This is a genomic window from Pseudomonas monachiensis, from assembly GCF_047345015.1.
Taxonomy (GTDB): Bacteria; Pseudomonadota; Gammaproteobacteria; order Pseudomonadales; family Pseudomonadaceae; genus Aquipseudomonas; species Aquipseudomonas monachiensis.
The window spans coordinates 3592632-3609527 of sequence record NZ_CP178857.1; the positions used below are offsets into that span (position 1 = coordinate 3592632).

A 16896-nucleotide genomic window follows, 5' to 3' on the forward strand; every position below is an offset into this window, starting at 1 on the left:
ATTGGGTATAGGGCCTATTCAAGCGTCTCGGATTCGATTCCATTGCTCTATGTGTTGAGCCATTTCGCTTTTTACAACCGAAGCCTGCTTTTCCAGGCGACTGATTCCAAGTTGCTTGGATGTGCCGCGAAGCGTTTGGGCTTCGGCATGCGTGAGGATGTAGCAATTGGCTGTTCGTTCACCGTGGACTACAACAACAACCAAAAAATCGAACTCACGCGCGAGCGATCCGATGGTGTTATTCGTGCTCTTGTTGTGCAATTCGGTAGCTTTGACCTGAATTCTTACGATTCGTCCCGACGCCGAGATCGCGGTTATATCGTAGCTATCTTGATTAACTTTAATCGCAGGGTATGCTTCAATTTCGTTCTCAAGCAGGCGCGTTAGAACAAGGTACTCGCCAAATTTACCAATGAACTTCATATTTCTTCCTGTGCAAAATAGGGGAAAGATCTTTTTTCGCCTGCTTAAATTACGCATCTGGTTCAGCGCGCTCATGGTTTCACTTCCGCACATAAATCTTCCGTCCTCCCAGCGTCCGGCAATGGACCCCTCCACGAGATGCGGTGCAGACCAATGGATGCTGGCGGGAAATCAAACCACCGCAGTCATTAGGGCTTGGATGGTGAAAGTTTCTTTGGTACGGATTTCGGTTTTGGCTTTGACGTTACTGTCACTGGAGCTAATTTTTTTTGCTGGCTTTTGACCACTGAGGATCTGGCTACTCGTGGCTTAGCTGCACTAGTAGGCTTCGATACGACAATCTTGGCCGATCGCTTGGCGGCTTTTTTGGCAGTGCCAGTAATGGTCATGGAAAGCTGAGTACCACTGCCGATTCGCTTAAAGTAGGCAACATTTTGGTTGTGCACTCTTTCCAGATCCAACCAGTCGCTGCTGGCACCAAGGGAGTCAGCCTTGAACTGATTGTCCTCAAGGACTCGCAGCATTTGCGGGTAGCGTTTTTTATGAAAGTCCCAAGCCGTCAGAAACTTACTTCTGACGTGGGGTAGGGGGTGCGAGCGCATCTGGTCATGGATGTGCTGGAGAAACCTGATCTGGCCGAATACGTCCGGAGCCACATCGCCAACGGGAGGGTTAAACACTGTTGGAAATACGCCGAAAGCGTGTTTGTTGAGGTATTCCAGATGCTGATTCAGATAGACAAAGGAAAACTCATCGTTGAACCGGGTCAGGTGGAAGGTCTGATTGAACTTGGCACACTCGTTGTCCATGAATAGACCAAGCGAGGGGATGTCCTTCTCAGCCTTGTGAGCCTTGATCAACGCGCTTCCGTAAAAGCAGTCGACATGGTCCAGTTCGTAGTGGAAGAACTCCCCCGCGACCAACGTTGCCCGGAAATAGATGTCTTGTCCGATCAAGCGGTCATGAAGGTCCTCCGCGAACTCCGTCAGATACATGACCAGATACTTCCGGTCGTAATCGTTGGTGGGTGCGTCGTTGTTATAGACCAGGATGGTGTCGGAAAAGACAATCGTTGTGAAACTGTTGTGCTTGTGGACGTTCAACGTGTCAAGGATCGAGTAGACACGAGCCACCTTGCGCGGGTCTTTGGCCACCATTTCGGTAAAGCCGAGGATATCGATATACAGTAGGAAACGGTCCGACATTGCAGTGTTCTTGTGATGTTGGCGACACGCCATCATCGCTGGCTTTCAGTACATTTACCACTATCAAAAAATGCCCCTGACGGGGCCTTAAGTCATCAAGGACTCTTCGGCGGCGGCGTTGGCGCATATCGCCTTTGACTGGATTCGAAGGTGCCTTCGGCGTCGAAGGCAGATAGGGGGCGAACGCTTTCTGGTGTCGCGACTGGAAGGATGGGGGGATTTGGAGCGGTGTCAAGCGTCGGCTTTGGGGCGGAAACAGGCACTCGCCAACGGCCGCTATTGGCCGTTCTCTGCCGGTCATGATTACAAAGCCTGCGGGTCAAATCCGATGCAATCGGTGGTCAAGCGGAATGCAATTTCGCGCCTGACAACCAAACCAGTACTGCCCACGCAAAAAACCCTTCCTGCGTATCACCGCAGGAAGGGTTTTTTGTTTGCGGCTAATCAGTCTTTAGCCTGGCTCAACTTGGTAAACAACTCGGTCGGCACTTTCTTGCCATTGGAGGTGAACTGGTTGGTGCGGAACTTGTACACCTCACCTTCGGAAAGGAAGCCGTCGCCGTTGGTGTCCATCGCCTTGAATTCCTCAGTGCCCTTGGGCGCCACCGCCAGCAGTTCCTTGAGCGACACGCGGCCGTCATGATCGGCGTCGGTACGCGCAAAAGATGCATCGCCGCACTTGCCCTCACCGCACTTGCCCTCGGCCTGGGTCTTTTGCGCGCTGGCTTCGGCACCGCACTTGCCTTCGCCACACTTGCCTTCGCTGGTCTTTTCCGCGGAAGCCAGTTGGTAGCCCTGAGGCAAGGCTTCGGCGGAAAACGCGGAGGACGTGAAGTTGATACCGCCGACCAGTGCAACAGCGATCAGGCCAATACGGGTTTTGTTCGACTGGATACGAGTCATGTTGATACTCCGGATCATTTGCGCGGCGGGACCGTTATTGGTCGTACCACAAGGGTTGATAAACCTGGTTGCGGGGTGCGTTGTGCACCTCGCTTTGCCAGGTCTATTTGGCCTCGGTGGTGTATCCCGGCTGTATCCGTGAAGCGCTGGTTTTGTATGGCTGTACGAAGATGTGGTGCCTTGATACACGGCGATACAACAAAAGCCTCAAGCGACTACCCTTCATTGACGACCTAGACCTTACAACTCAAGGAGCGTCAGGCATGAACGGCAAACGTATGGCAGCGGGATTGAGTCTTTTGTTCGCCCTCAGTGGTGCGTGCCTGGCGGCGCCGGGCACCATCAGGTTTCAAGGCAGCATTGTCGAGCCGGGCTGTCAGTCACGCGTGGGGACGGATGGCACATTCGGACTTTACCAATGCCCTGCCCAGAGTCGTGCGATGGGGATTGAGGCAAACAGCATCGCACCAACCGCCAGTGTGAGCGCTGTCGGTCAATCCAGCGTCAACGTAAAACTGCTCGCTGACAGTGGTCGGGAGAGCCGATATTACGATCAACGGTTTGTGTTGATGGATGACGCAGGCTTACCGATCCGTTCCGGAGACTATCTGGTTACCCTCAGCATGCCTTGATCACGGGGTGCGCGCAGAGCGTCTGCATCTGAGCAATAGCACTTGTTTAAAGAGGCTGTAGGTTATTTCCTGAGAGCTACAAGACCTTGCGTCGTTGCCTACGGTTACGCCAGAATCCGCCGGCTTGTGCGCCCTGCCCCTGGTCTCTATCGTTTCCGCGCCACTGCCCATCAGTGGTCGGGTCTGGAAACCCCGAAATGAAAATGGCGCAACTGCGCCCTTCATAACCTATGCTTGCGCGCTTTTAAGTGTGCACTCCGTTATGGCGGCTGTGCGCGGGAGACCTTCGGGTCTACCGGGTTGCCGTTTCCCCGGGTTTCCAGCCTGCGTACAGCTGCCACCTCTTCGCCTGGAAACGAACGTGGCAGCTTCAACCATGAAGCGGAGACAGCCATGTTCAAGGTCACCCCCAACCCGCCGGACACCGATCCGACATCCCCATACGAACCCGATTCAAAAACGCTCAACGAGGCCGCCGAACGCGCACTCGCCTTCCACTTCCCGTCGACTGCCGACATCAAAGCCACGCCGCGCAGACCCAGCCACCTGTTTACCGTTGACCCCGAAGCCACGACCGAAACCCTGGTGGTTTATCTGGTCGAAACGCTGGCCTCGGTCGATGTGATGGTGCATCAGCTGGTGGATCATCTGGACGGCGGATCACGCAATGCCCTGCTGGGGATTTCCAACAGTGTGATGCTGGCGGAGATCACGGCGAATCGGGTGCTGGACCAAATCGACCCGCCCGCATAGACACTGAATCTGTGACTAACACTCCCCCCGTGGCGAGGGGCATTGCCCCCGCTCGGCGGCGAAGCCGTCGCAAAACCTGACTGCACCGTCTGACTGAAGAAAAGCGGGGGGCCGCTACGCGACCCAGCGGGACGGTGCAGCGTTCCGACAAGCTCCCTCGCCACAGGTTTTGTGTGTTTGATGTTGGCTGGGCCATCTCTAGTTCGGGTCCAGCAACCCGCCACTCCAGTTTCTCGACACCCGGCTACCAGTGAATTTCGCCACGCCCATGCCCTGGGGGATCAGGCGATCGCGATAGCGCGTCACCAGGCGCCCCGCTTGTTCGGCGTGCAGCACCACTTCGGTGGACGGGTCGCCCGGCCGCCCGAGTATCCGTGCAAAGCGCTGGCCTTCTTCGACGAAATCCCCCAGCTCTTTTTCGAAGATCAGCACCCCGGGTTGCGGGGCGACGATGGTTTCCATGTGGCCCATTTCCACGGCTTCGACGGGCCAGTCCGTGGGCGCCACTGGTTCATCGATGACAGCGCAACCGCACAGCCAGTTGTATAGCCCTTCGGCATCCGACTCGGCAAAACGGTCGCTGACATCGCCCTGCCCGCGCAGCTCCAGGGTCGCGGCCATGCGCCCCGCAGTGACTCCGTCGCGTATCCACGGGGCAATGATGGTTTCCTCGAAGGAGCCATCGCCGCCGTCATCCCAGATGATCGCCACGTCCATCTTCATCGCCGCCGCCAGTTCGCGGCCACGGGGCCAGAAGCTGCGGTGCACGTAGAGGTACGGCAAGGCCTCGTCATCGGTGTGCAGGTCGAGCATCACATCGGCCGGGGCAGCCAGTTGCACCAGTTGCTTTTGCCATTGCTGGACGCAGGTCGAAGGTCGTTCCATGGCTGCCGACTGGTCGAACGCGCGGTTGAAGTTTTGCCCGGTGGCGTCGTGATAACGGCCGAGGATCCGCCCTTGGCGAAACTGCCCGATGCCCAGCGGATTGGCCTGGGGCACCACGGTGATGTTGCCTTTGAGCCGGCCCTGGGCCTCGGCGTTTTGCAGCCGTTGCATCAGCAGGTGCAGGACCAGCATCCCGGCGATTTCATCGGCATGTACGCCGGCTTGCAGGTGTACGTTTGGCCCGCTGCCGTCGCCTGCATAGCGCCAGGCACCGACCCGCACGGCGTCACCGTTGTTGTTGCGAACACTGAACGAAATATCCTGCGGCATTGGCTTTCACTCCCGTCATGAACCTTGAAAAACGTTGTATCGCTGCTGCCGAAGCTGGTGATTGAACAGACGTTCAACTAAGCTCGGCATCGTGGAACCTCACCCAAGGACAGCCTTGTGACAACCGATGCCCCGAAAAACCGCCGCGCCGAACCCGAAGACCGTCGCGAAATGCTGGTGGCCGCCACCCTGCGCTGCCTGGGCCGCGACGGTCACGCCGGGATTTCCGTGCGGCGTATTGCTACCGAGGCCGGGGTTTCCGTGGGGTTGCTCAACCATCACTTCGGCAGCATCGAGGCACTGATCGCCGACACCTACCAGCGGCTCGCCAGCGAACTGACCACCGCCCTGCTCCAGGAAATCGAGCAGGCCCAGACACCGGCGCAAAAGATCGATGCTTTCCTGGAAGGCTCGTTCTCGCCCAGGGTCATGGACCCGAAACTGCTCGGCGTGTGGGTGGTGTTCTGGAGCCTGATCCGTCACTCCGAACACGTCAGCCAGTCCCACGAAAAAAGCTACCGCGCCTACCTCGACCTGATCCGCCAGTTGCTCGACGGGCTGGCCGCCAGCGAAGGTTTCGTGATTCACGACACGCGCCTGGCCGCCATCGGCTTATCGGCGATGCTCGACGGTCTCTGGCTCGAGTGGTGCCTGAACCCCGAGACCTTCAGCGCCGCCAACGGCCTGCACATCTGCCGTTGCTGGATAAAGGGGCTGCGTCACGGAGCATTCAGCACCGACGACGTCCTGTGACGGGTGCCGGCCGAAGATCATCGCCAGGGTGCCGCTGACCGCGATCAACCCGGCGCCGATCATCAGCGACATGTCCATCAGCGTGCCCCAGATCAGGCTCGACAGCGCAAACGCCCAGATCAGCCCGGTGTATTCGAACGGCGCGAGCAAGGTCGCGGTGGCGCGGCGGAAACTGGCGAACAACAGGAACTGACCGATGCCGCCCACCAGGCCGGCGCCGAGCATGCCCAGCCAGGCCGGCGTCGGTGATGGCGTGTGGGTCCAGGGCAAGGCGACCGCCATGCAAATCACGAACACCACGTTGGTGATCAGCATCTGCTCCAGCACCGAGGTCTGCTCGTCCACCTGACGCAGCTGAATGTAAGTGAATGCCCAACACATCGCCGCCAGCAGGGTCAGGACGATCGGCAACGGATCGGTCATGTTGTCGGGACGACAGGCAATGACCACCCCGACAAAACCGATGATCAGGCTGAACCACTGCCAGCCGCCGGCGCGCTCCTTGAGAATCACCGCCGCCAGCACCGTGACCATGATCGGCGCGGAAAAATACAGGGTGGTCATCTCGGCCAGAGTCAGGTCCCGGGCCGCCGTGTAGTACAGCACCCAGGCGACAATCGACAGCAACCCGCGCACCACCAGCAGACGCCGGCTCGGCGAGCGCCAGGCCCGCTGGATCAGGCGCAGGCGCCCCGCCAGCAGCACCGCCACGACCACCACCGCGGCGCGCCAGAACAGAATGGTAACCACCGAATAGTCGGCCACCAGCCACTTGATGACCGCATCCTGCAACGCCAGGAACGCATAGCCCAAAGTGCACAGGCCGATGCCTTGCAGCGAGCGGTCAACGGTTGAAGAACTCATCAGGCCGACCTGCGTACGGGCGTTCCGCGCCGTTCGGCAAAGGCAAACAGCGCCTCGATCAGGAACGTCAGGCAGACGTAGACGCCGGCCACCAGCAACAAGGGTTCGTACACTTGCAGGGTTTGTGCGCGGACCACGTTGGCGGCGCCGAGCAGATCGATCACGGCGATGGTCGAGGCCAGCGCCGTGGACTTGAGCAGCATCACGGTTTCCCCGGCCAGGGTCGGTAACAGCAGGCGCATCGCCCGGGGCAAGCGCACCCGCAGCAAGGACTGGCGCGCCGTCATGCCGAAGGCCGACGCCGCTTCCATTTCCCCCTTGGGCACCGCCAGCAGGCCACCGCGAATCACTTCGCCAACATAAGCCCCCACCGACACCACCAGGGCAAACACGATGTACCAGTAACCATCGCGCAGGTAGGGCCAGAGGAAACTGCCGCGAATCAGCGGGAACTGGGCAAACAGACTGCCCAGGCCGTAGTAGAAAATGTAGATCTGGATCAGCAACGGCGTGCCGCGGGTGACGCTGGTGTAGAACAGGCTGACCTTGGCGATCACCTTGTTTTTCGAGATCCGCGCCAGCGCCACCAACACCGCCAGGCCATAACCCAACACACTGGCGATCAACAAAATCGTGAGGGTGGTTTGCAGCCCCCGGCCCAATAGTGCCGCGTATTCAACTATCCACGCTGGAATCATTTCATTCTCTCTGCCGGTTCAGTCAACAAGAGGCATCCAGCGACGAATGCGTCGCTCCAACCGTCCCGAAAGGTAGTTGGACACCAGAGTCACTGCGTAATACAGCGCCGCAGCCGTGAGGTAGAACAACAGATAGTGGCGCGTCGACCCCGCGCCTTGCTTGGCGGTGTATAGCAACTCGTTGGTGCCGACCACGCTGATCAGTGCACTGTCCTTGATCAGGTTGATCCACAGGTTGGCCATCCCGGCCATGGCATAGGGCGCCATGATCGGCAGCGTGACCCGGCGGAACAGGCCGAAACCGTTGAGGCCGAACGCCTTGGCCGCTTCGATCTGGCCGAAGGGAATCGCCTGGATCGCCGCGCGGAAAATCTCCGAGGCGTAGGCGCCCTGCACCAGCCCCAGCACCACGATGGCCGCCAGCGGACCGCTGACATCGACCACGCCGTAGCCGAGATGGGTCATCAGCGAATTGAGGAGCATGGAGCCGACGTAGTACAGCAACAGAATCAGCAGCAACTCCGGAACAGCCCGGAACAAGGTGGTGTAGCCACGCATCAGCGCTGCAATCGGCTTCGGCGCGCCAAGCTTGAGGCACGCCACCACCAGCCCGATGGCCAGCCCGAGCACAAAGGCCCCGGCGGAAATCTGCAGGGTCATCCAGAGACCCTTCAACAGCGCACTGCCCCATCCCTGCTCGGTGAAATTGATCAGATCGAACATTGCCGGCATTTCAGTCTCCAGTATGCGGTCGTGAACACACCGCCGGATCCTGTGGGAGCGAGCTTGCTCCGGGCGGCGTTCCGACGATGAGGCCATGCCAGTCAACATCAATGGTGACTGAACAACCGCTATCGCGAGCAAGCTCGCTCCCACAGGGATCTGCTTTTCCTCAGGACTTGCGTTTAGCCAGCCATCAGAACGCAGGCTTCACGCTGGTGCCGAAGTAGCTCTGGGACAGCTCGTCGTAGTCCTTGCTCGCCAGCAATTCCTGGATGGCCTTGTCCAGTTTGGCCTTGAGTTCGGTGTCGTCCTTGCGCAAACCAGCGCCAACGCCTTTGCCGAAGATCGGGTCATAAGGCACGGTGCCGAGGTAGGCCAGGTCCTTGGCATCCGGGGTTTTGATGAACGCGGCCATGGCGGTGCCGTCGGCCATCATCAGGTCGATGCGCCCGGCAATCAGGTCGGCGTTGGCCGAGTCCTGGGTGTCGTAGTACTTAACGTCGGCAATTTTTTCGTAGTAGGTCTTCAGGTAGCTGGCGCTCACGGTCGAGTTCTGCACGCCGATGATCTTGCCCTTGAGGTCATCCGGGTATTTCTTCACCGATGCTTCTTTCGGGCCGACGACGGCAATCACCGAGTCGTAATAAGCCTTGCTGAAGGCGATCTGTTTTTCCCGCTCCTCGGTCACCGACATTGACGAGAAAATCACGTCGATCTTCTTCGCCAGCAACGATGGAATGATGCCGTCCCACGCCACTTCCTTGATCTCGCACTCGGCTTTCATTTCGCTGCACAGCTTGTGGATCAGGTCGACTTCAAAACCTTTCCACACGCCGTTGGCCTGCTTTTCGGTGTACGGCGGATAGGGTTCCGCTGCCACCGCGAACCTGATCGGTTGCGCCTGAGCAGCACTCATGCCGACCAGCATTACGCAGGCCGCACCGGTCAACCAGTTTGCAAAACGTCGATTTCCCATGTTGTTTTCCCGTCTTTTTATGATGAGTTAGCGAGTCTGATGAGCGTTGACGAATTGTCGGCAACGCTCGCTGCGTGGGTGTACGAACACTTCGTCCGGCGAACCGGTTTCCTCGATCAGCCCTTGATGCAAAAAGGCGACTTTGGATGAGACATCGCGTGCGAAAGCCATTTCATGAGTCACCAGGATCATGGTCCGGCCTTCTTCGGCGAGGGAGCGGATCACCCGCAGCACTTCCCCGACCAGTTCCGGGTCGAGTGCCGAGGTGGGTTCATCGAACAGCATGACCTTGGGCCGCATGGCCAGGGCCCGGGCGATGGCCACCCGTTGTTGCTGTCCCCCGGAGAGAAACGCCGGGTACTCGTTGCGCTTGGCCGCAAGACCTACGCGTTCGAGCAGGGCTTCGGCCCGCTCTGTGGCCTCCGCACGGCTTTCACGCAGGACCTGGGTCGGCGCTTCGATAAGGTTTTCCAGCACCGTGCGATGGGGCCAGAGGTTGAAGTTCTGGAACACCATGCCCAGGCTGGAACGGATGCGCACCAGCTGTTTGGCGTCCGACACCAGCGGAGCGCCGGGACGATTCTGGTTGAGGTGAATGCTTTCGCCATCGACCAGGATGCGCCCCTGGTCCGGCACTTCGAGCATGTTGATGCAGCGCAGCAAGGTACTTTTGCCCGAGCCGCTGGCACCGATCAGGGAGATCACGTCGCCCTCGCGGGCGGTCAGGGAAACGCCCTTGAGCACTTCGATATTGCCGAAGCGTTTGTGCAGGCCATCGACCTCGATCATGGTCTTGGCGGCGACCGGTTCGACGGTGGCGGTGCTGGTCACCGTGCCGATCACCGGCCGCGGCGCTTCACCGTTGAGCACCTGGACGAAGCCGCGAATGCGCTGGCAGGCCTGGGCCAGGCGCTCGTCACTCAAGGTGAACGACAGCCGTACAAACCCCTGGGCCGGCTCACCGAATGCCGCCGCATCGAGCACCGAGACACCGGCCTCGCGCAGCAGGCGCCAGGCGAACTCCAGCGAGGTCAGGCCGGTGCCGCGCACGTCCACCAGCACGAACATGCCGGCATCGGGGTTGAGCACGCTAATGCCCGGGCAATCCGCCAGGCCAGATACCACCAGGTCGCGGCGCCGACGATAGATCTCGCGCATGCCATGGGTGACGTCGTCATGGGACTGCACGGCCTTGAGCGCCGCTTCCATGACAAACCCGGGCAAGCCGTACAGCATGCTCAGCACCAGGGTTTCGACATGATTGACCAGGGCTTCATTGGCCACGACCCAGCCGATGCGCCAACCGGTCATGGCATGGGATTTGGACAGGCTGCCGATCACCACGCAGCGCTCGGCCATGCCCGGCAACGCCGCCAGGTTCAAGTGTTCACGCTCGTAGGCGAGGCTCTCATAGACCTCGTCCACCACCACCCACAGGTCATGGGCGATGGCGAGTTCGGCGATGGCTTGCAGCTCTTCGCGCCCCAGTACCACCCCGGTGGGGTTGTTCGGGTTGGAGAAGAAAATCGCCCGGGTGCGCGGGGTGATGGCCTTGGCCAGCACGGCGGCATCGAGGCGGAAACCCGAGTCCGCCGCGCAAGGCACCCGCACCAGCGTGGCGCCGGACGCCTTGAGCGTGGCTTCGTAGGTGACGTACATCGGATCGAAGGCAATCACTTCGTCGCCGGCACCGAGCAGGCACATCGAGGTGGCGAACAAGGCGTTCTGCGCACCGGCCGTGAGAATGACGTTGGACGCCTGCAGTTCGCGGTCGATCAGTTGGCTGTAGCGGCCGGCAATGGCCTCGCGCAAGGCCTGGCGACCGGCGATTTCGGTGTAGTGGGTATCGCCTTCACGCAAGGCGTGGATCGCGGCATCGGTAATGAAATCGGGGGTGGGGAAATCCGGGTCGCCGACGCTGAGGATGATCACGTCCTCGCCTTTGCGCTGTGCCGCGCTGGCCGCGTAGTGGATATCCCAGGCGGCAACGCCTTGGCCACTGATCCGTTCAACAAAGGGTGAAAACCGCATGCCAGTGCCTCGTTCGAATTGAAGAAACGCAAGCCCGCAACCAGCCGGGGGAAGGTGGCCCCCAACATAGTCCAGACTGAACACTCGTTCAATAGAAAACTCGCAAGGCTTCGCGTTCAGCGCAAACAGGTCGTTTTCACGACAGTCGCGCCGTTTTTCAGCACGGCGCAATCAAGCGACGTGAAACGATTTTGCTGATCGCGCCCAGCACCAGGGCCACGAGAATCAGCCCCGCAGCCACCGCAAACGTCAACCGCATCCCCTGCGCGATGGCCTCGGGTTGCGCCTGCAGGATATCGCCGCTGGCCGTGCCGAAGGCGAACACCGCGCCCATGACCGAGGCGCCCGTGATCAATCCGAGATTGCGCGACAAGCCGAGCAATCCGGACACCACACCACGCTGCCGCGCCTCGATTTCCAGCATGACGGCGGTATTGTTGGCCGCCTGGAACAGCGCATAACCGGCGGTAATGACAGCCAGCGGCACGATGTAGCCGGGCACACCGAACGTCATTGGCAAGGCCGGCAGGATGCAAGCGCCGGTCAACATGGCGATCAATCCAGTCGTGCTGGCTCGATACGTGCCCAAACGATCGACCCACCGGCCCGCCGGCACGCCTGCCAGCGCCGCCACCAACGGCCCCGTCGACATCACCAGCCCGACACTCGCTGCATCCAACGCCAGTGCGCCAGTGAGGTAAAACGGCCCTACCACCATGGTCGCCATGACCACGGTGGTCACCAGCATGCTCATGACCAATCCCGCGCTCATCTGCGAGTTACGGAATATCGTCAATCGAACCAGAGGCGACTCGGCCGTGTGCTCGACGAATACAAACACGCCCAGCCCGAAAACCGTCACCAGCAACAGCGTCATGTTCAGCGGCCCCAGGGTGCCACGCCCAAGGGTCATCGCCAGTGCATAAGCCAGCAGCATCAGAACCAGCACCAGCGTGCCGGGCACATCGAAGCCCGCTCGATCCGCCTTCTTCTCACTGCGATCACTCGGCAAAAAGTAGAGCGCGAGCCCCATCGCCAAAACACCCACCGGCACATTGACCAGAAAAATTGCCTGCCACCCCAGATTGGCAATCAAAAAACCTCCAAGGGTCGGGCCGAGCGAGGTGCCAATCGCCGACATCGTGCCGAGCACGCCCATCGCGCTGCCCATTTTTTCCTTGGGCACCGCCCCGCTCACCAGCGCCATGGTCAGCGCCATCATGGTGGCCGCGCCGACGCCCTGTAAGGCCCGGGCGGCAATCAGCAGCCACAGATTGGGCGCCAGGGCGCACAGGAGCGAGGCGACGGTGAACAGCGCAATGCCGATCAGCAGCAAGCGCCGCCGCCCCAGAAGGTCGCCGAGCCGGCCGATGCTGACGATCAGCGCGGTGATGCTCAGCAAGTAGGCGAGCACCACCCACTGCACGGCCTGGAACGACGCTGAAAACGCCTCGGCCAATGTCGGTAAACCCACGCTGGCAATGCTGGTGCCCAGGGACGACAGCAGCATGGATAACGACAGGCTGGCCAAGGCGCCCCGGATCGATATGGACTTCATTTTCTCGCGACTCCGCAAATGGTTGTCCCGAGCCTAAGCCTGGCCATAACATGGCGGAAGACGCAGCATTTGCACTGTATACATGCATATAACGCCACCTACCCACAACCCAGTGTGGGAGCGGGCTTGCTCGCGAAGAGGCCGTCAGCTTCACCATTAACGTTGGCTGACACACCGCTTTCGCGAGCAAGCCCGCTCCCACAGGAATTGATTCGATGCCCGATCTGAATCTGTTGATCACCCTGAACGTCTTGCTCGAAGAAGGCAGCGTGGCCCGCGCGGCAAAGCGTTTGCGCCTGAGCCCGTCGGCCATGAGCCGGGCGCTGGCGCGGTTGCGCGAAACCACCGGCGATCCGCTGCTGGTGCGGGCCGGGCGCGGACTGGTTCCCACGCCCCGGGCGCTGGAGCTGCGTGAGCGCGTCGGCCTGTTGGTACAGGACGCCGAAGCCGTGCTGCGCCCCGCCGAGGCACTGGACCTCAACCAACTGGTGCGCACCTTCACCCTGCGCACCAGCGATGGCTTCGTGGAAAATTTCGGACCGCCCCTGATCGCCCGCCTCCATCAGGACGCACCTGGTGTGCGCCTGAGTTTCGTGCAGAAGCTGAACAAGGACAGCACCCTGCTGCGCGAAGGTTCTGTGGACCTGGAAACCGGTGTGATCGGCGAATCCACCAGCCCGGAAGTGCGGACCCGGATGCTGTTTCGCGACCGGTTCGTGGGCGTCGTGCGCAAGGGCCATCCACTGGCTCGCGGCGAGATGACAGCGGTCCGTTATGCCGCCGCCCGGCACATCCTGGTCTCGCGCCGGGGCCACGAAAAAGGCGTCATGGACGACGCCTTGAACGAGCTGGGACTGAGGCGCGACATCGCCACCATTGTCGCCGGCTTCTCTTCGGCGATTGCATTGGCGCGGGCTTCAGATCTGGTCGCCAGCGTACCGCAGCGGCACGTCGGCAACCTGTGCCAGGGGATGCACTGCTTTGCCCTGCCGTTCCCCACGCCGGCGATCACGGTTTCGATGCTGTGGCACCCGCGCATGGATGCCGACCCGGCGCATCGCTGGCTGCGCGGTTGTGTGTGGGAGGTTTGCAGTTCGCAATGACCCGGTAGCGCGCCTACTCCTTCAGGATCAGCAGCGGCTCGCCTTTGTTCACGATGTAGGTCGCCAGCTCCGAAGCCTTGCCCTGGCCCACGTTCTTCGCCACATGGGCAACGCCTTCGGGGATGTACAACGAATCACCGGCCTTGAGCGTCACCGGTGCCCGCCCTTCCAGTTGATACTCGAAGGTGCCGCTGATCACGTGCGCCACCTCGACACCGGGGTGAGCATGTCTGGGCGACGTCACGCCCGGATCGAAGTCCACGAGCACCTGAAGGACTTCGCGGTTGGCGGCGCCCAAGTCTTCACGTACCAGGTCGGTGCGATGCAGGCCCTGCTGCCAGCTTTTCATCGCCGGGGCCGGCTGAGCTTCCTGGGCTTGAGAGAAACCCGCGAAGGTGGCGAGCCCGGCGGCGGCCAGGACCAGACCAAGCTTGCCGAGGGTGTGACGGGTGTGGGTACGCAACATTGTCTTTCCTCCAGTTGAACCACGCCAGGTCGCGCCGAAATTGGCGCGATGCCGGTGGTTCCATTGGAAGGCCGCCGTGTATCGCCCGGGTGTCGGGAAACGGCGGTTTTGTATGCCCGGGTAACGGCGGGCGTTGCGGATACCTGCGGATACAAACCCACAGCCGAGGGCATACCATCAATGACAGCTTTATGTCTGCGTACCCCCTCTCCGGCGTCCTGCCGACCGAACACCAGTCCCTTCATGCACTATTGCCCGTTGCTACGTTGAAATCTCCACGGAGAATTCGCGATGCCAAACTCTGACCTACTCCCTTCCCTGCTCGCCCTGGAAGCTGCCATCCTGGAACTGTCGAACTGGGTCGAGCAGCACGGATCGGCCGATTCTGTTGAAAAGTCGGCCATGGTTTTCACGGTAGAAAAGTACACGCTTGAGATTAAAATCTTTGCATTGAGCGGAGGACTCCCGGCTCAGATTTCGCGTAGCGGCGCGCAAAAAAAGGCATTGTCAGCGGTCCGTATGCAGGCGGTCTGGAAGAACCGACTTTTTCAACAGAATCGGCCAAAAAGCGCTCGTTCGGTCACTCGCAAGTATTCCTGACACGGGTGCTGCACTCAGCTCATTGCGAATTTATTACAGATAAATGACAGGAATTACGCCCGAATGATCTAGAAATGCGACACCCGCATTGAGCTCAAACACGGGCTGATATAGAACACCTTGGCAGCATTTTCCACAGTTGTTCAATCCGTGTTCTAAGGGCTCGAATGTGAAAATAAAAACAAAGAAAATCCTAATCTCCCCCTTGTTCCTCTCTCTGCTGATGCTTCATGGGACTCCCAGCTTTGCCGAGGACGTCGCCAGCCCACCTTCAAATCTTTTAACGGCTGCCGTTGCCTGGAAGCAAACCGCCGCCGAGTTTGAAGCGCTTTATTATCAAGGGTTCAACGTAGCAAGAATGCAGCTGGATCGAGCCCTCCAGGCCCACAAAGCGGGTGACCGACCGTTAGCGATCATCAGCGATGTCGACGACACCGTGCTCAGTAGCAACAGCTATTGGGGCTATATGATCAATGCCGACAAAGAGTTTTTCGACGACGCCGCATGGGATAAATGGGTGGCCGACAATGGTCCGGTTGCCACGCCTGGCGCGGTGGATTTCTTGAGCTATGCGCAATCAAAGGGCGTTGAGGTTTTTTACGTCACCAGCCGTGACCAGGGCGAAAAAACCTTCGAATACGCTTTGGCGAATCTTCGGAAAAACAATCTTCCGTTTGCCGATGATAAACACCTGACGGTTTATCGTGAAAGCTCCAACAAGGAGCCACGTCAATCAGAGATCGCCAAGGATTACGATGTCGTGGTGATGCTGGGTGACAACCTCAACGACTTCAAACGCAAGTACTACGTTGCTGACGTTAAACAACGCAATAGCCTCATGATCGAAGACAAGGAGCAGTTCGGTCGCAAGTTCATCATCTTCCCGAACCCGACCGATGGCCACTGGCTCAAAGCGATTTTTGGCGACTCGGAACCACCGGCCACGCCGGAAAACCGCGCGAAGTTCAAGGCCGCGGCCGGCTCTACAGCCTGGCAGCTTAAGCAATAACAGGGCTAGGTCTGGTCAAGGCTTCAGGGGGCGACAACCATCGTTTCGCCCCCATAACGAGACGGGTTTTCTCACTTTTTCTCGGTCGCGACAGCCATAATCGGCCAGAAACGGCCTATCACATCGCTGTTCAGACTGATTTACACGTCAACCAAGCACCCCAGAACAGGCTGCTGAAAAAACGCGTAGCGTCCCCAAAACCCGCGTCATGCAAAAGCTTCTGCACCGCCGCCTCAGAATGTGGAGGGTCAGCTCCTTGAAGAATTTTACCAAGCTTGACCTTCACTTCATCCGGGCTGGCTCCGTGCTGCCGCCAGCGTTGCCCCCAGGCAGCGAGGAGTAACGGCTGGCTGGCATAGGCATATTGATTGCCGGCGACAATCAGCGCAGCCCCCGGTTTCAGACGAGCCCGAATGGATCGTAAAATTTGTCCTTTGGCATCATTCCCGTCGAGATGATGGAGTACACCGATCAAAGTGGCTGCGTCGTAGGACTCATCTGCCGCCAAGTCTTCAACGTGCCCCAGATGCAGGTCCGTTCTTTCGAGCACGTTGTTTACGGCTAACTGCTGTTTCGCGGTTTCAAGCATCGGCTCAGATGGATCAACTGCGGTGAAATGCCAGCCCGGCTCAAGCCTGGCCATCGCGATTATCTCCTGCGCCGTACCGCCAGCGCCGACTACCAGTATTTTTGCCGAGCCCATATTTCCAAGGCTTGCCGCGAGCATGCACGCCACCAAGTCCTGACAGGCGTCATAACCTGCCAGTGCAATTCGGCTCTGTCGTCCGTACTCATTGGCCCGTGTGTTATCGAACTTTTCAGCTGAGTTGAGTGTTAATGATTTCAAGGGCGGTTCTCCATGTCCTTGAATCAACTTAGGTCATAAACAGCGATAATAGAAATTCATTAATTTCATATATTGAATTCCTGTCGAGAATACCAAACCGCTCAGAGTTCGCCCAGGCGACAGTCCGCTTCACGCCC

17 protein-coding genes and 1 pseudogene are annotated in these 16896 nt (G+C 59.5%); 6 read left to right on the forward strand and 12 right to left on the reverse strand.

Going from position 1 to position 16896, the window contains the following annotated elements; translation table 11 throughout:
• Positions 1-18 precede the first annotated feature (18 nt).
• From ACMDB8_RS15975 to ACMDB8_RS15985, 3 genes are all read right to left on the reverse strand, one after another.
• Positions 19-498: a hypothetical protein gene (locus tag ACMDB8_RS15975; protein ID WP_286817879.1), complete on the reverse strand. Its 480-nt coding sequence runs from the start codon at positions 496-498 to the stop codon at positions 19-21.
• 113 nt (positions 499-611) lie between these two features.
• Positions 612-1628 (reverse strand): hypothetical protein, encoded by a 1017-nt coding sequence (locus tag ACMDB8_RS15980; RefSeq protein WP_286817877.1) that lies wholly within the window; start codon positions 1626-1628, stop codon positions 612-614.
• Between the two features lie 444 nt (positions 1629-2072).
• A complete protein-coding gene (locus tag ACMDB8_RS15985; RefSeq protein ID WP_409078709.1) occupies positions 2073-2531 on the reverse strand; it encodes a hypothetical protein in 459 nt (152 codons plus the stop codon).
• A 263-nt stretch (positions 2532-2794) separates the two neighbouring features.
• Between ACMDB8_RS15985 and ACMDB8_RS15990 the strand changes: the two genes are divergently transcribed.
• Positions 2795-3163 carry a type 1 fimbrial protein gene (locus ACMDB8_RS15990; RefSeq protein WP_409078708.1) on the forward strand — a complete coding sequence of 123 codons (369 nt, stop codon included), beginning with the start codon at positions 2795-2797 and terminating at the stop codon, positions 3161-3163.
• A 393-nt stretch (positions 3164-3556) separates the two neighbouring features.
• Positions 3557-3916: a DUF6124 family protein gene (locus tag ACMDB8_RS15995; RefSeq protein ID WP_409078707.1), complete on the forward strand. Its 360-nt coding sequence runs from the start codon at positions 3557-3559 to the stop codon at positions 3914-3916.
• A 198-nt stretch (positions 3917-4114) separates the two neighbouring features.
• On the opposite strand, the gene ACMDB8_RS16000 is transcribed toward ACMDB8_RS15995, so the two are convergent.
• The gene (locus tag ACMDB8_RS16000) at positions 4115-5131 is read right to left on the reverse strand and encodes a M14 family zinc carboxypeptidase (RefSeq protein WP_409078706.1); all 1017 of its coding nucleotides are present in this window, start codon (positions 5129-5131) and stop codon (positions 4115-4117) included.
• Between the two features lie 171 nt (positions 5132-5302).
• Here ACMDB8_RS16000 and ACMDB8_RS16005 point away from each other — a divergent pair.
• Positions 5303-5788, forward strand: a pseudogene (locus tag ACMDB8_RS16005) (TetR family transcriptional regulator C-terminal domain-containing protein); the annotation flags it as partial.
• On the opposite strand, the gene ACMDB8_RS16010 reads toward ACMDB8_RS16005, so the two are convergent.
• The 6 genes from ACMDB8_RS16010 to ACMDB8_RS16035 form a co-directional block, all read right to left on the reverse strand.
• Positions 5744-6748 (reverse strand): DMT family transporter, encoded by a 1005-nt coding sequence (locus tag ACMDB8_RS16010; protein ID WP_223541813.1) that lies wholly within the window; start codon positions 6746-6748, stop codon positions 5744-5746. The pseudogene ACMDB8_RS16005 and the gene ACMDB8_RS16010 overlap by 45 nt on opposite strands.
• On the reverse strand, positions 6748-7446 hold the full coding sequence (locus ACMDB8_RS16015) for an ABC transporter permease (protein ID WP_056727404.1): 699 nt from the start codon (positions 7444-7446) through the stop codon (positions 6748-6750). The genes ACMDB8_RS16010 and ACMDB8_RS16015 overlap by 1 nt, the downstream gene beginning before the upstream one ends.
• 18 nt (positions 7447-7464) lie before the next feature.
• A complete protein-coding gene (locus ACMDB8_RS16020) occupies positions 7465-8178 on the reverse strand; it encodes an ABC transporter permease (protein ID WP_056727405.1) in 714 nt (237 codons plus the stop codon).
• A 184-nt stretch (positions 8179-8362) separates the two neighbouring features.
• On the reverse strand, positions 8363-9145 hold the full coding sequence (locus ACMDB8_RS16025; protein WP_223541814.1) for a transporter substrate-binding domain-containing protein: 783 nt from the start codon (positions 9143-9145) through the stop codon (positions 8363-8365).
• A gap of 27 nt (positions 9146-9172) precedes the next feature.
• Positions 9173-11176, reverse strand: a complete 2004-nt coding sequence (locus ACMDB8_RS16030; RefSeq protein WP_409078705.1) for an aminotransferase class I/II-fold pyridoxal phosphate-dependent enzyme — start codon at positions 11174-11176, stop codon at positions 9173-9175.
• A 157-nt stretch (positions 11177-11333) separates the two neighbouring features.
• A complete protein-coding gene (locus ACMDB8_RS16035; RefSeq protein ID WP_409078704.1) occupies positions 11334-12734 on the reverse strand; it encodes an MFS transporter in 1401 nt (466 codons plus the stop codon).
• A 215-nt stretch (positions 12735-12949) separates the two neighbouring features.
• Between ACMDB8_RS16035 and ACMDB8_RS16040 the strand changes: the two genes are divergently transcribed.
• On the forward strand, positions 12950-13837 hold the full coding sequence (locus tag ACMDB8_RS16040; RefSeq protein ID WP_056727412.1) for a LysR family transcriptional regulator: 888 nt from the start codon (positions 12950-12952) through the stop codon (positions 13835-13837).
• 13 nt (positions 13838-13850) lie between these two features.
• Here the strand turns inward: ACMDB8_RS16040 and ACMDB8_RS16045 are convergent, their stop codons facing one another.
• Positions 13851-14303, reverse strand: coding sequence for a cupin domain-containing protein (locus tag ACMDB8_RS16045; RefSeq protein WP_056727414.1), 453 nt, complete (start codon positions 14301-14303; stop codon positions 13851-13853).
• Between the two features lie 291 nt (positions 14304-14594).
• Here ACMDB8_RS16045 and ACMDB8_RS16050 point away from each other — a divergent pair, with 291 nt between their 5' ends.
• Both ACMDB8_RS16050 and ACMDB8_RS16055 read left to right on the forward strand, forming a co-directional pair.
• Positions 14595-14903: a hypothetical protein gene (locus tag ACMDB8_RS16050; RefSeq protein ID WP_409078800.1), complete on the forward strand. Its 309-nt coding sequence runs from the start codon at positions 14595-14597 to the stop codon at positions 14901-14903.
• A gap of 169 nt (positions 14904-15072) precedes the next feature.
• The gene (locus tag ACMDB8_RS16055; RefSeq protein WP_409078703.1) at positions 15073-15912 is read left to right on the forward strand and encodes a 5'-nucleotidase, lipoprotein e(P4) family; all 840 of its coding nucleotides are present in this window, start codon (positions 15073-15075) and stop codon (positions 15910-15912) included.
• 130 nt (positions 15913-16042) lie between these two features.
• Here the strand turns inward: ACMDB8_RS16055 and ACMDB8_RS16060 are convergent, their stop codons facing one another.
• On the reverse strand, positions 16043-16759 hold the full coding sequence (locus ACMDB8_RS16060; protein ID WP_056727419.1) for a class I SAM-dependent methyltransferase: 717 nt from the start codon (positions 16757-16759) through the stop codon (positions 16043-16045).
• Between the last annotated feature and the right edge of the window lie 137 nt (positions 16760-16896).